The sequence below is a fragment of the Ekhidna algicida genome (genome assembly GCF_051379705.1).
Taxonomy (GTDB): domain Bacteria; phylum Bacteroidota; class Bacteroidia; order Cytophagales; family Cyclobacteriaceae; genus Ekhidna.
The window spans coordinates 2120225-2133596 of sequence record NZ_CP179868.1 but is presented as its reverse complement, the minus strand read 5'-3'; the positions used below and the strand labels follow the sequence as shown (position 1 = coordinate 2133596).

Below are 13372 nucleotides of genomic sequence, written 5' to 3'. Positions count from 1 at the left end.
CAGGTTTTATTAGACCCTTAGTTATAGATCCTAAGCTTATTTTTTAATGATCTGTAGTAGTCGTCATCGCAAAGCCCCGTTTCTGCTTTCAGCTTCATGATGCGTTTATAGGAGTCATAAATTCGTTCTCGGCTAACAATTCCTTCGAAGAGAAGGTCTTTTATGATGGCATGAACAGTAGTAGCAGTTACTCTTTCATAATCATGGACATTATTTGCAAACATCAACATATCTAGTCCGGCATCAATAGAGAGCTTAATGGCTTCTCGTAAGCCATATTCATTATTTATGGCTCCCATTTGCATATCATCAGAGATGATGACGCCCTCAAATCCTAAAAAATCGCGAAGCATACCTGTCACAATTCGTTTAGATAAAGTAGCGGGATTTTTGCTTCGATCAAGCGTGCTATTGACAATATGAGCTGTCATTACTGCTTTGACCACACCGCTATCAATGAGTGCAGAATACGGATACATTTCTTCTAGCTGCCACGAATCAGTCACATCTGTCAATCCCAGGTGAGTGTCGCTTTGACTGCTACCATGTCCGGGAAAATGTTTCAGGACGGGAACGACACCCTTTCTGTCGTGCTGCTTTATCACTTCATATGCCTGCTGAATTACCTCATGGTAATCTTCGGAATAACTTCTCTCCAGTCTGCCGATAACTGGGTTTCTTGCATTGATATTCACATCTACTACTGGCGCATAATTCATATTGATACCAAAACTGCTCAGGATTGAAGCAGTCTGACTCGAATAGTACCTGGTAGAGTCCATGTTATTCATATCTCCAAGGTATTGTGCGGACACATTTTTTGGGAACCCATATCGGGTCTTCATTCGTGACACACGACCACCTTCTTCGTCTATGCTCACAAAAAGTGGAATGGAAGAATTTTTTTGAAGCATATCTACCAGTAACGCCAACTCTGGTTTAGGACTTTCAAAAAGGATGTTCTTCTCGTACAAAACCACACCGCCTACTTTTCCGGCTTTAATTTCTCTGAAGATGGGCTCTGAGGAATTAACAAGATTGAAGTCTCCGATTCCGATCATGATCATCTGACCAATCATAATGTCAATGGTGTCTTTAGGAGGATCGGTTTTAGCGTTTCCGGCGAGGGCGATTATTGTAAAAAGCAGCGAAAGAGTTTTATGCATCAGTATTTCGTCATCTTTTCTATTTTCTCTCCTTCCGTGGAGAGGTAATAAGCTTGTAAATCAGCAGTAAGGCACGAATGTACTGGAATCACACCAATCAAGTCTCCTACTTTTACATGAGCGATTTCATCTTGTGATAATTTAATTACTCCATGTTCCTGGGAGAGTCTTGCCACGTTACCTTTTATCTCTGGATTCCAGCCAACTTTTTCAAGTCGTACCATTTTGCCAAAACAGGTTTGATCTTTTCCCATGCGGTCTTTTTCTGTCACGCGATCTTTTGATAAATGAACGCCTCCGCCATAGATAAGGATCTCATTTCGTTCTTCATGAACTGCAACTACCGGACAGGCAAGGCAAACGGCAATTTCTTCAGCAGAGCAAGACCCAATGTTGTGCTGCATCCAATCGTAGAAGACAAAGTTCCCTGGTCTCATTTCATCGCAAAAAGACAAATCATCCATTATGCTGCATGATGGAGTGTCGCCATATGAGATCATTCCCCCAAACTTTTGTTTGAGCTGAGTAAGTGCTTTGGTTGCTCCATCAAAAATCCACTTTATACCTTCAAAGTCTTTACATCCGTAAGTATGGCCAGCATGAGCTAAAAAGCCTTTAAACTCCATTTTGTCTGTTGCCTTTGAAATAAGCTGAGCAATCAGTTTTTCGTTTCGTGGATCAATTCCGGTCCGATGAGTTCCAACATCTATCTTTAAGTAGAAGCCCACTTTTGAGGAGATATTAGTCAATGCGTGCTCCAGACTTTCAGATGATACTATCAGGATGTTGAGATTGATTTTTGAAGCAAGGGCGGATATATCGGAGGCTTCTAAAGGATTATAGGGGAATGCAATTGTAATGTCATTCCATCCATTTTCAGCGAAGTACTGAGCCATCGATACAGAGCTTACTGTGCATTTTTCTACACCTTTGGATTTAAACCAGTTGCCGATTTCCGCAGAAAAATGAGTTTTGAAATGTGGCCGAATGGCAGCATTTGACTTCTGAGCTTTTTTCAACATCTTTTCGATGTTGTCGAGGCACTTCTTTTTGTCTACTAAAAGGGTTGGTGTTCTTATTTCCATCTTGCTGAATTGACTATTGTAAAATAATAATCAATCAGGGAAAAGAAGAGAGGATTTTAATGACTTACTCATAGAGCAGATACATTCGATAATCAAAGGCATCGAATGTTTGGAGTAAAACCTGGATGAATTGTGGGTTCTTTAGATAGAAATTGAGGAAGTTATCTCGTCGTTCCTGCAGACTGCCACCTGGGAATAGAATTTCTTTGACAGCTTCAATCTGCTGCTTTCGGTCCTCATGATGACGCTTCTCTGCTCGCACAAGCTTCTTTTCTGCTTTCTCAATTCGCTTTCTGAAAGACGTATACAGTGCCTCGAGATGTTGAGTCAAGGTTGGATCAACCTGTTCAGCTTTTTGTTTTAGCACATTTTCTAATTCATTTAACCCGGCGAGTTCATCGGAAAATGAAAGATCATGAGCCGTATTGGATGTTACCCATTTAGTGTAAGCCTTTTCCGCATCCATGAAAATGTCTGTACTTGCCATTCCTGTTTTCTCCCATTTTGAAGAAGCAGTTTGAGGAATTACCAATGCGAAGTTTCTTGGCATCAATAGTGGAAATGAAGTTTGAAAGTGGTCAAAGATTGACTTTAACTGCAGCCAGTAAACTGCCTCGGACGGGCCACCTACGTATGCAAGGTTTGGAAGAATCGTTTCCTGGTAAAGCGGACGCAGCACTACATTGGGGCTGAATCTTTCGGGATGGTCGGCAATGAGCCTTCGCATTTTTTCATCGGTGAATTTGATATCTGTATCCACTACCTCAAATCCCTTGTCTGTTTTTTCAATGCGTTCACGTACGCCTTTATCCAGATAGAAAAGATTTACCTGACGGGCGTGAACTTGTGTTTTATACCCAAGAGATTCAAGTGAGGAGGAGGTTTTTGCAACTAAATCCTCCGCACTATGGACGAAAAGATCGTCCTCGATAACCTCGCTGAATAGTGATTTAAGTTCACGATGATCCGCATCCACAACAACAAGCCCTTCATGCCCAAAAAGATGATTTACATAGGAGCGTCCAGCCTTTGCCAAAGTTTCCTTTGAGTAGGCTTCTTTGAAGTAATCTGCACCTTTCGGAAGTTTGGATGCTATTTCTTTTAACCCGGACGGGTCGAAATGACCTACCGCTCCTTTTTGATCTGTTTCCCAAATGAATTTCTTTCCTTCAAAAAAGAAGTGATTGATTTCATCATAGTCATGATCTTCACTGGCCATCCAATAGACCGGAACAAAGTTGTAATCCGGGTAAGCTTGTTTCAGGGTTTTGCAAGCATTGATAACGGTAATGATCTTGTAAATGAAGTAGAGAGGTCCGGTAAAAATGTTTAACTGATGCCCTGTGGTAATTGTAAATGTTTTTGAATCGGAAAGGATTTCAATATTTGTTGATACAGATGGTGAGATTTCCAACTCATGATACTGCTCCTTTAAAACCTTAACCAGTACTTCACGATTGGAATCCGTGAAGTTTCTGTTTTCAATAACTTCTTTGAAATTGGGAACGGAAGGAAAGACATTATAAAAAGGTGCAAGCGCTTCGTTCTTACTGATATAGTCTAAGAAAAACTGTGAAAAACAGTCGGTTTCATCTAAAGGAATGGTTTCGGTGCGCACGCTTTAGTTAATAGATTAAGGCTTAATAGGTTCGCCATACAGGTCAAATGCTGTCGCGTCGGTAATTTTTACCTGGGCAAAATCTCCAATTCGCAAGTATGAATGATCTGCTGGAATGATCACCTCATTGTCAACTTCTGGCGAATCATGCTCGGTCCTTCCAATGAATGTACCACTCTCCATTCGGTCAATCAGCACCTTATATTCTTTGCCGATTTTCTCTTCATTGATGCTCATGGAAATTTCTTCCTGCAAATCCATTACGGCATTTGCACGTTCTTGTTTGGTTTCGTCCGGCACATCATCTTCAAAATTGTATGAGTGGGTGTTTTCTTCATGTGAATAGGTGAATATGCCCAAACGCTCAAATCTGTTTTTCTCAACGAAATCGAGCGTTTCTTCAAAATCTTGCTGAGTCTCTCCGGGATGCCCTGCTATCAAGGTGGTTCGTATGGCTATGTCCGGCACCTTCGATCGCATTTTGTCTAGTAAAGCTTCGGTCTTTTCTCGCGTGGTTCCTCTTCGCATCATTTTCAGCATATTGGAGGAGGCATGTTGTAGAGGAATATCCAGGTAATTGCAAATATTGGATCGCTTGGCCATCACATCCAGCACGTCTTCTGGAAACCCTGTAGGAAATGCATAGTGCAAACGGATCCAATCCAATCCTTCTACGTCGGCCAGCCGATCCATCAATTCTGCCAGGTTTCTCTTTTTATAAAGATCCAGACCGTAGTAGGTTGAGTCTTGAGCAATGAGTAGAATTTCTTTTGTCCCATTCCTTACCAATGATTGTGCCTCGGCCACTACTTGTTCCATTGGTTTGGAAACATGTTTTCCCCGCATTAACGGAATTGCACAAAAGCTGCAAGGCCTGTCGCATCCTTCAGCAATTTTCAAATAGGCGTAGTGTTTATTGGTAGTTACAATTCGCTCGCCTAAAAGCTCTTTCTTGTAGTCAGCTTTAAATTTTTTGAGCAAAGCAGGCAGATCTCCCGTTCCAAACCAGGCATCTACATCAGGAATTTCATCTTTGAGTTCGTCCTTATATCGCTGAGATAAACAGCCGGAGACGTATACTTTTTCTACCAGTCCTTCTTGCTTAGCATCGACATAGCGCAGAATGGTATCGATCGATTCTTGTTTGGCATTGTCAATGAATCCACAGGTATTCACCACAACCACATTTGCATCATCCTTTGTCGACTCATGCGTGGCATCAATATTGTTTCCCCTCAGCTGAGTCAGCATCACTTCAGAATCCACCAGGTTTTTGGAGCACCCAAGCGTGACGATGTTGACTTTTGTTTTCTTTAAACCCTTCGTTTTCATGATCTTAATTAACCCAACGCGTCCTATTTTTAGTTCAATCCCCGCATCGTTGTGCAAAGCTAATGGAAATATGAGGGTTCCATTTAGTTAGAAGCCTTTAAGGTTTAATTTTGCGAGCTGGTGAAAAAACTCACGATTATATTATTAGGACTTGCAATCATATCCTGCCAGGATATTGAGAACTGTGATACCAATGACGATTTGGATTTCATGGTGGTAAGATTTTACGACATAGAAAGCGAATCGTCAAAAAAGGTAGGCTTTACCATAACGGCTGAGAATTCACCGTATTCATTTACACCATTTACTGATTCTACGGGTGTCGGCCTTCCATTAAATCCAGAAGATACAACCACCACTTTTTTCTTCGATTCAGACACTTCACATTTTGAATTGGAGATCAGTTATGATGAACTTCAGGTCACTATTTTTGATCCTCAGTGCGATCCCTCCTATACATTTATCGGCATTGATACGGTAAGGCAAACATTTGATTCGACGGTGGTAGTTGGAACAGTAACAAACAGACAAATAAGCACCAATGTTGAAATCTATTTTTAGCATATCGGCATGGATTATCGGGTTGGTTGTGTTAGGTCAGCCAGCCCCGCCAAAGAAGGTGAAGGAACCGGTGGACTTTCGACCATACGAAGTGAAAATTGGTGTTAATGCCATTCGTGGAATTCGTACCCTTTCGGGTTCAGAGAACTTAACAACTCACGAATTTCAGACGGCCGTAGCAATTCATAAATACAATTTAGTGTTCGACTTTGGAATAGAAGAGCATAAGCGTGGAGAGTCTTTTGCCTATGAAAATAAAGGGAGTTATTACCGAATCGGTTTTGATCGAAACTTCACCAAGGACAAAGCAAGCGGAAATGTGCTTTCGCTGGGACTGAGGTATGCACGCGCCAGTTTTGAGGATCAATTACTTTTCACTGCAGACAAGGGTTATGGAGAACAGGATTACCTGCTAGAAAACAATGCCCTGACCGCAAGGTGGCTAGAGGTTGCATTTGCACTGCGTGGCAGAATCGTTTCAAATCTCTACATGGGCTTTACCATGCGTTGGCAGTTTCTCCGGCAGATCAATGGTGAGGGAGAACTGAAAGCATTTGACATTCCAGGGTTTGGAAAAACAAAGCGTCAGAATTCTACCGCTTTCGATTATTATCTGGCGTGGAGGATTCCGTTCAATTAGAATCCAACTCTTAAGGAAATCCCTGTGTGGGTGTAACCTATGTTTTTATTGCCAAGTCCTTTAGAGTGAAGAATAATATCAATTACTTTTTGATTAGGGTTTTTGTGAATTCGATATCCAAGTCCTGCATTATATCCTAATGAGACCCCTTTGGTATTGAGATCTGCTTGTTCATCATTTAGCGTTAGCGTTTGGTTACTAGAATGAAGAACTCTTGAGATAACTCCCAAATCGATAAAAAAATCTTTTATATAAAACCTTGGTGTGACACCTATTACAAAAAAAGATTCTCTAAAATCTAAATCAATTGGCTGGACCGAATACTCTAGCGAACTCACTCTGTAGTATTCCAATGTTGCAATAAAGCTTGTTCTTTTATGTAAAGGAAATTCTTTGAAAACACCGAATGAGATTAATACTTTTTGAAAATCAATTCCGTTTGGCAACACGATACTAGCATTGGGCTTAAGTTTGGTGCTATAACTCCCAGCGGTCAACACAAAACCAAATGGATTCGTTTGAACTTTAAAACAAGTGGCTTTATTATATCCCCTAACAATGGAAGTGAGGAGTTCTTTGTGGTATTTCAAATTAGAACGATTGTATGACCAATTACATTTATCATCATAAACTTCCGAGAATACCTTTGATAAATTGGATTCTTCAACTATTCTAGAAGAGGAATTTTCTTCTAATAGAAAAAAGTCAGCAATGGCATATAGTGATACATCTCCCAAGACCAATGCTTCGGCAAAATACAGTTGGTTATTAACCCTTTTTGTAGAGTAAAATTTTGCAACAGACCTAAAACTTGTGACACTGTCAGAGCCATATGTTTCAAAGTATTGTTTGTTACGAGCTTTGAAGTCAACCGTACTGGATTCATTGCTAAGGCGAACCTCTCCAGGTATCATCACAGAATCATACAATATTACATAGTCTTTTAAGGTGGAGTTCTTGTCATATCTTTGAGTATATCCTGATAGAGCAAGTAAAAGCCCTAGGGCATAAAGTAAGTTTCTAAGCTTCATTAATTAGTTAGATGTAAAGTAAATGAGCGAACGAAATTACAAAAACCGCACATCATCCACCTCGCCTTTGCCAATCTCCTTCTCAATAAGATCAATTATCTGAGCTTTGGAATTTTGCATCTCGTTTTTCAACGGAGCAGATGAAAGTTTAACGAATAGGATTTTTTTGTTGAAGAAGACCTTAGTGGTTCTGGAGGCAATCGTCTTCCCCATGATTCGCTCCCAATCTGCAATGACTTGCTTCTGCTTGAAGGTATGCTCGAGGTTTTCCTCTTTCAGGAATCCTTGAAACGCATTTCGAAAACTTTTGATAGGATCTTCTTTCATCAGCGCCTCAAAGGTCTATAAACTTTACGGCTTTCTCCTTTTTGAATAATACTTTGCTCCGGTCTTTCCTTGCGTCGGATATGAAAATCTGTTCAAAACGATCACTATCTAGGAGGAGGGACACAAGTAGCTGTATTCTAGAGTCGTCGAGTTTATCAAAGATGTCATCGAGGAGGAGAAGAGGTTTCTTCCCGGTTTGCTCTCTCAGGAAATCGTATAGAGCCAATTTCAAGGCGATGATAAAGGTCTTTTGCTGACCTTGAGAACCAAACTTCTTAATCAATTCACCGTTTAACATAAATTCAAAGTCATCTCTATGACTACCCAATAAGGTTCGTTGCATGATTTGATCCTTTTGTTGGTTCGCTTTGTATCTTTCTTCAAAGGAGTCATCCACATGCGACTTGAAGGTTAAGGATGGCGCCTCGCTCCCATCGTGAAGATCAGTATAGTTTTTCTTAAGAAAAGGAAGGAACTTTTCTCTGACCTCTCTTCTCTTGCCTGAGATGGTCATTGCCAATGGAATTAACTGTTCGTCATAGGTATCAAGAAGCTGAGGGTTTATTTTTCTTCCTTCTGCCTGTTTGAGCAAACTATTTCGCTGCTTGAGTAGCTTATTATATTGGAGTAACGATTGGAGGTATTCATCGTCAAATTGAGAAAGCGCACCATCGAAAAACTTTCTGCGCTCTTCGCTACCTTCTTTAATCATAGACGTGTCGTCTGGTAATACAATTACGAGCGGAACTTTGCCAATGACGTCACTCAAACGACCGGGTTCTTGTCCATCTATTTTTAGTGTTTTTACTTTCCCTTTCTCAAATTGAAGGGCAATTGTGAGGTCATCGTACGTGCCATGAATGGTAAATGCACGTTGGTCATGTGAAATTGCGAAACGATCTTGAGATCCTACGGCGCTCTTGGTAAAAGACAAATAGTAGATAGCGTCAAGCAGATTTGTTTTACCCACTCCGTTTTTTCCGAGCACACAATTAATTCGATCTTCGAATTCAAATTGAGATTCGGAGTGATTCTTAAAGTCTGTGAGCCGAAGGCTTTTTAGGATCATGGTTTTTTGCAGTAATTTCGCTATCTGTTTTACAAAGTAAATCAAACAATTGGGTCCTATGGCGGCTAAAAAGACAACAAAAAAATCAGTAGAGTTTTCAAAAGACCAATACATGGAGTGGTTTCGCTCGATGCAGCTAATGAGGAGGTTTGAAGAAAAGGCTGGTCAGCTTTACGGCCAGCAAAAAATCCGTGGGTTTTGTCACCTCTACATTGGTCAGGAAGCGTGTGCTTCTGGCGCTGTTTCTGCGCTTGAAAAAGATGACAAATGGATAACAGCTTATAGGGACCATGGTCATCCGTTGGCTTTGGGCACAGATCCCGGAAAAGTGATGGCCGAACTCTTCGGAAAAGCGACAGGTGTTTCGAAAGGAAAAGGGGGATCCATGCACATGTTTGACAAAGAGGTGAATTTCATAGGAGGACACGGAATCGTGGGAGCGCAGATTCCTTTGGGAGCGGGCATAGGTTTTGCCGAACAATATAAAGGCACAAAAAGTCTATGTATTTGCTACATGGGAGATGGTGCAGTTCGTCAGGGCGCACTACATGAGGCATTCAACATGGCAATGACAATGAAGATGCCAGTGATCTTTGTTGTGGAAAACAACGGATACGCGATGGGAACCTCAGTGGAGCGAACCTCTAACGTAACCGAACTTCATACACTTGCGGAAGCTTACGATATGCCTTCAGAGCCTGTTGATGCTATGAGAGTGGAGGACGTGCATAACTCAGTGTCCAAGGCGGCAGATAGAGCCAGAAAGGGAAATGGTCCAACATTCCTCGAGTTTAGAACCTACAGATATAAGGGTCACTCCATGTCAGATCCAGCAAAGTATAGAACAAAAGAGGAGCTTGAGGAATACAAGAAACAAGATCCAATTGAGCAGGTAAAGCAAACAATTCTTAAGAACAAATGGGCAACCGAGGACGATCTTAAGGCAATAGATACAGAGATCAAAAGCCGGGTGGCTGACGCAGTTCAATTTGCAGAAGACTCGCCATGGCCGGAAGCATCTGAAGCTTACACAGACAATTATGTTGAGAATGATTATCCATTTGTCAACACATAATTATCTGATAGCCTTACACATCTGAACAAAAAATATATCTTTGCGTCCGCAAAAAGCCGAGAGGCGAATTATTAATTGAGATAATCCGGCATTCGATTCATTATTGAGTGCCCAACATTCAAAAAAAATGGCAAAAGGAAAACAACATGATGACGGCATAGAGATCCTAGAAGATCCAAATGCAATCGTTGATAAAGCCAATGAGTTTTTTAGCAGTAAGAGAAACAAGGTAATGGTCTTTGGCATAGGAGGAGTCCTTGCTTTAGTGATCGTTGGATTCGCTGCTTATAACTACTATATCACGAATCAAGACCAAATGGCGCAAGAAGAGCTTTTTCAAGCTCAGTACTATTTTGACGCAGACAGTTTGGGTCTGGCTTTGAATGGAGACGGAAACAGCTATGGTTTCCTAGAGATCATGGACGAATTTCCAGGCACCAAAGCGGCTAATCTTTCAAGTTTTTATGCAGGAGCATCTTACTTGAAATTAGGAGATTTTGAGGGAGCCATAAGAAATTTGAAAAAATTTAGCAGCGACGATTACTTACTTCAGGGTAGAGCATATTCCCTCATTGGAGATGCATATATGGAACAGGATGATTTTGCAAATGCAATTGGCAGCTACGAAAAAGCAGTTAATTACAAGAAAAACGAATCATTCACGCCTATTTATCTTAAGAAATTAGCGATTGCTCAGGAGCAAAATGGAAATCTTGCTGCTGCCGCTTCAACTTACGGATCAATCATCAATGATTATCCAAATGCGTCAGAAGTAAATGACGCGAAAAAGCAAAAGTCGAGACTAGAAGCTCTGGCTCAGTAATAGACATCAAATTAAAATTAAAATGTCATCTCTTTCGAGGTGACATTTTTTATTTGTAGAAACTTCATTCTCTTTGTTTTATGGCATCATCAGAAAAGAACCTCAGCGATGTGAAAATCAATCAATCGCTGAACATAAGTAAAAATAAGTTCGCAATTGTAGTGGCTGAGTGGAACGAACAAGTGACTGAAGCACTCTATGCCGGAGCATATCAAACGCTATTGAGTGCTGGTGCCACTCGTGATAATATTGAACGGATGAATGTGCCCGGAACTTTTGAGTTAAGTCTCGGCGGACAGTGGATGGCTGAGCGAAAAGATGTTGATGCTGTGATTTGTCTGGGATGTGTAATTCAAGGAGAGACCAGGCATTTTGATTTCATATGCGATGCGGTCGCAAATGGCATTACAAACGTAAATCTGAAATATAATAAGCCGGTAATATTTGGTGTTCTGACTACAGATAACATGAAGCAGGCATTGGATCGTGCGGGAGGAAAACATGGAAATAAGGGAGACGAAGCGGCGGCTACTGCAATAAAAATGTTGGAAGTGAAGTCTTAATCGACCGTGACTTCAACACTAAACCTCACCGTATCCTTAAACATCATTTTCTGATAGCCCTCAATCTGAAAGGAGCGCAACAAACCATCTGCAAAGTTTAGCTCGATTTCCCGGTGGTGAATGTAAACGTCTTTGTCTTCATGGAAGATCGCAATGACCTTTTCGTAGCCTGCATCACCAATTGAAAATGTTGTTCTTTTCAGTGGGCCATTTTCTCCTTCCGCCAAATTAAGTGTTTGATTTAGCTCATCCCCACTTTTTACAAATGCACCTACATATTCGGGTTGATTCGGGTTGATTTCTTTTAAGAAGGAGAGCTCTTTTACCCATTTGGCAGAGTCCATGTTCAAAACATGCGTTTCGTTTTTACCCTTTAGCGACACCTTTTTAGTAGCCTTGCCATTGCCTAGTAATTCAGCTTGACTAGTCATTAACTCTGCATAATCCGGGTATTCCGGTATTTGCACCGAATCTGGTTTTAGCTTTTGACAGCCTGTAAAAAGCAGAAGGGCCAATGTCCCAATTTTCAAGTTTGGTAATATTCTCATCTTTAAATTAAAACGTCTCCGGTCATCTCTGCAGGAATTTCTATTCCCATTGCTTCAAGGATGGTAGGTGCGAGATCTCCAAGCTTCCCACTTTTTAACTCACCATTAAAGTCCTTATCAACCACAATGAAAGGAACAAGGTTCGTAGTATGAGCTGTGTTTGGTGTGCCGTCTGGATTAATCATCATATCAGAATTGCCATGATCTGCGATAATGATTGAAAGGTAGTTGTTATCAAAAGCTGTTTTCACAACTGCTTCCGCACACTGATCAACCGTTTCACAAGCTTTGACAGCTGCCTCAAAGTCACCTGTGTGACCCACCATGTCAGGGTTCGCAAAGTTCAGACAAATGAAATCAGCGGACTTTTCCTTCAACTCGGGGATGATTTTATCCCGAATATCACTGGCGCTCATCTCGGGCTGTAAGTCGTAAGTTGCTACTTTAGGTGAAGGACAAAGAATTCGTTTTTCACCGTCAAAAGGTTTTTCCCGACCTCCCGAAAAGAAAAACGTAACGTGTGGGTATTTTTCGGTTTCCGCAATCCGAATCTGTTTCTTATTCGACTTCTCCAGGACTTCACCCAAAGTCATTTCCAGGTTGTCTTTGTCATACATGACTCGAACTCCTTCAAATGAGTCATCATAGTTTGTCATGGTGACATAGTGTAGATCAAGCTTTTTCATTCCTTGGTCAGGAAAGTCTTGTTGAGTTAGCGTTTGCGTTATTTGGCGTCCTCTATCCGTTCTGAAGTTGAAGCAGAGCACAACATCCCCATCTTTGATCTTAGCATCCGCACATACAATTGGTTCTACAAACTCATCTGTAATATCAGCCATGTATGATTCCTCCATTGCTCTCAGAGGATCTTGAACCATTTTTCCTTCGCCTTTTACTAGTGCATCATAAGCGAGCTTAACACGTTCCCACCGGTTGTCTCGGTCCATCGCATAGTATCGGCCAGTGATGGTTGCTAGTGTGCCTGTAGATTCTGCCATATGGTGTTGTAGGTCACGCAGGTATTCCACGCCTCCTTTGGGGTCAGTATCTCTTCCGTCGGTAAATGCGTGCACGTAGACATCTTGAAAGTCTTTTTCCGCAAAGGTGCTAAGCAAGCCTTTCAGATGATCTATGTGAGAGTGCACTCCACCATCAGATAACAACCCGATTAAATGAATCGGCTTATCGTTTTCCGTGGCGTAGCTTATCGCTTGTTTTAGCACAGCATTATCTGCGATTGACTTATCGTTAACTGCATTGCTGATTTTCACCAAATCCTGATACACCACCCTCCCTGCTCCGATATTCATGTGACCGACCTCAGAATTTCCCATTTGTCCCTCTGGCAAACCGACGGCTAAACCAGACGCCTCTAATGTGCTATGCGGATGTTTTGAAAACATTTGATCCATAAAAGGAGTGTGTGCCTTGTCGATTGCCGATACATTTTTGTCCTTGGCAATGCCCCAACCATCTAGTATCAAGAGAATGACTTTCTTATTCATATGGCAAATATAGAGGGGTCAATTTTTGA

At 41.3% G+C, this 13372-nt stretch carries 14 protein-coding genes; 5 read left to right on the top strand and 9 right to left on the bottom strand.

Translation table 11 applies throughout. The features are described 5' to 3' along the window. Nucleotides 1-17: 17 nt before the first annotated feature. The 4 genes from ACL8WY_RS09195 to rimO all read right to left on the bottom strand — a co-directional run bounded on the left by ACL8WY_RS09195 (nt 18) and on the right by rimO (nt 5201). Nucleotides 18-1166, bottom strand: coding sequence for a glycoside hydrolase family 3 protein (locus ACL8WY_RS09195; RefSeq protein ID WP_436514411.1), 1149 nt, complete (start codon nt 1164-1166; stop codon nt 18-20). After that, nucleotides 1166-2251 (bottom strand): alanine racemase, encoded by a 1086-nt coding sequence (locus tag ACL8WY_RS09190; RefSeq protein ID WP_436514410.1) that lies wholly within the window; start codon nt 2249-2251, stop codon nt 1166-1168. Before ACL8WY_RS09190 ends, ACL8WY_RS09195 begins: the two co-directional genes overlap by 1 nt. Before the next feature lie 64 nt (nt 2252-2315). After that, a complete protein-coding gene (gene bshC / locus ACL8WY_RS09185; protein ID WP_436514409.1) occupies nt 2316-3869 on the bottom strand; it encodes a bacillithiol biosynthesis cysteine-adding enzyme BshC in 1554 nt (517 codons plus the stop codon). A 15-nt stretch (nt 3870-3884) separates the two neighbouring features. Next, a complete protein-coding gene (rimO, locus tag ACL8WY_RS09180) occupies nt 3885-5201 on the bottom strand; it encodes a 30S ribosomal protein S12 methylthiotransferase RimO (RefSeq protein ID WP_436514408.1) in 1317 nt (438 codons plus the stop codon). A 120-nt stretch (nt 5202-5321) separates the two neighbouring features. Between rimO and ACL8WY_RS09175 the strand changes: the two genes are divergently transcribed. Beyond that, complete coding sequence (locus ACL8WY_RS09175; protein ID WP_436514407.1) at nt 5322-5762, top strand: hypothetical protein; 441 nt, start codon at nt 5322-5324, stop codon at nt 5760-5762. Next, complete coding sequence (locus ACL8WY_RS09170) at nt 5743-6402, top strand: DUF6048 family protein (RefSeq protein WP_436514406.1); 660 nt, start codon at nt 5743-5745, stop codon at nt 6400-6402. The genes ACL8WY_RS09175 and ACL8WY_RS09170 overlap by 20 nt, the downstream gene beginning before the upstream one ends. Here the strand turns inward: ACL8WY_RS09170 and ACL8WY_RS09165 are convergent. Genes ACL8WY_RS09165 through recF form a run of 3 tightly spaced genes read right to left on the bottom strand, consistent with a single transcriptional unit; the run spans nt 6399 to nt 8829 of the window. Beyond that, nucleotides 6399-7433, bottom strand: a complete 1035-nt coding sequence (locus ACL8WY_RS09165; RefSeq protein ID WP_436514405.1) for a hypothetical protein — start codon at nt 7431-7433, stop codon at nt 6399-6401. The genes ACL8WY_RS09170 and ACL8WY_RS09165 overlap by 4 nt on opposite strands. Before the next feature lie 36 nt (nt 7434-7469). After that, on the bottom strand, nt 7470-7760 hold the full coding sequence (locus ACL8WY_RS09160; protein ID WP_436514404.1) for a DUF721 domain-containing protein: 291 nt from the start codon (nt 7758-7760) through the stop codon (nt 7470-7472). Between the two features lie 7 nt (nt 7761-7767). Next, the gene (gene recF / locus ACL8WY_RS09155) at nt 7768-8829 is read right to left on the bottom strand and encodes a DNA replication/repair protein RecF (protein WP_436514403.1); all 1062 of its coding nucleotides are present in this window, start codon (nt 8827-8829) and stop codon (nt 7768-7770) included. Nucleotides 8830-8887: 58 nt separating this feature from the next. On the opposite strand from recF, the gene pdhA reads away from it, so the two are divergent. From pdhA to ribH, 3 genes are all read left to right on the top strand, one after another. Continuing rightward, nucleotides 8888-9904: a pyruvate dehydrogenase (acetyl-transferring) E1 component subunit alpha gene (gene pdhA / locus ACL8WY_RS09150; RefSeq protein ID WP_436514402.1), complete on the top strand. Its 1017-nt coding sequence runs from the start codon at nt 8888-8890 to the stop codon at nt 9902-9904. Nucleotides 9905-10031: 127 nt separating this feature from the next. Next, nucleotides 10032-10727, top strand: a complete 696-nt coding sequence (locus ACL8WY_RS09145; protein WP_436514401.1) for a tetratricopeptide repeat protein — start codon at nt 10032-10034, stop codon at nt 10725-10727. 80 nt (nt 10728-10807) lie between these two features. Then, on the top strand, nt 10808-11290 hold the full coding sequence (ribH, locus tag ACL8WY_RS09140) for a 6,7-dimethyl-8-ribityllumazine synthase (protein ID WP_436514400.1): 483 nt from the start codon (nt 10808-10810) through the stop codon (nt 11288-11290). Here the strand turns inward: ribH and ACL8WY_RS09135 are convergent. Further along, on the bottom strand, nt 11287-11838 hold the full coding sequence (locus ACL8WY_RS09135; RefSeq protein WP_436514399.1) for a hypothetical protein: 552 nt from the start codon (nt 11836-11838) through the stop codon (nt 11287-11289). The genes ribH and ACL8WY_RS09135 overlap by 4 nt on opposite strands. A gap of 2 nt (nt 11839-11840) precedes the next feature. Beyond that, nucleotides 11841-13343, bottom strand: a complete 1503-nt coding sequence (gene gpmI, locus ACL8WY_RS09130; RefSeq protein ID WP_436514398.1) for a 2,3-bisphosphoglycerate-independent phosphoglycerate mutase — start codon at nt 13341-13343, stop codon at nt 11841-11843. Nucleotides 13344-13372: the final 29 nt, after the last annotated feature.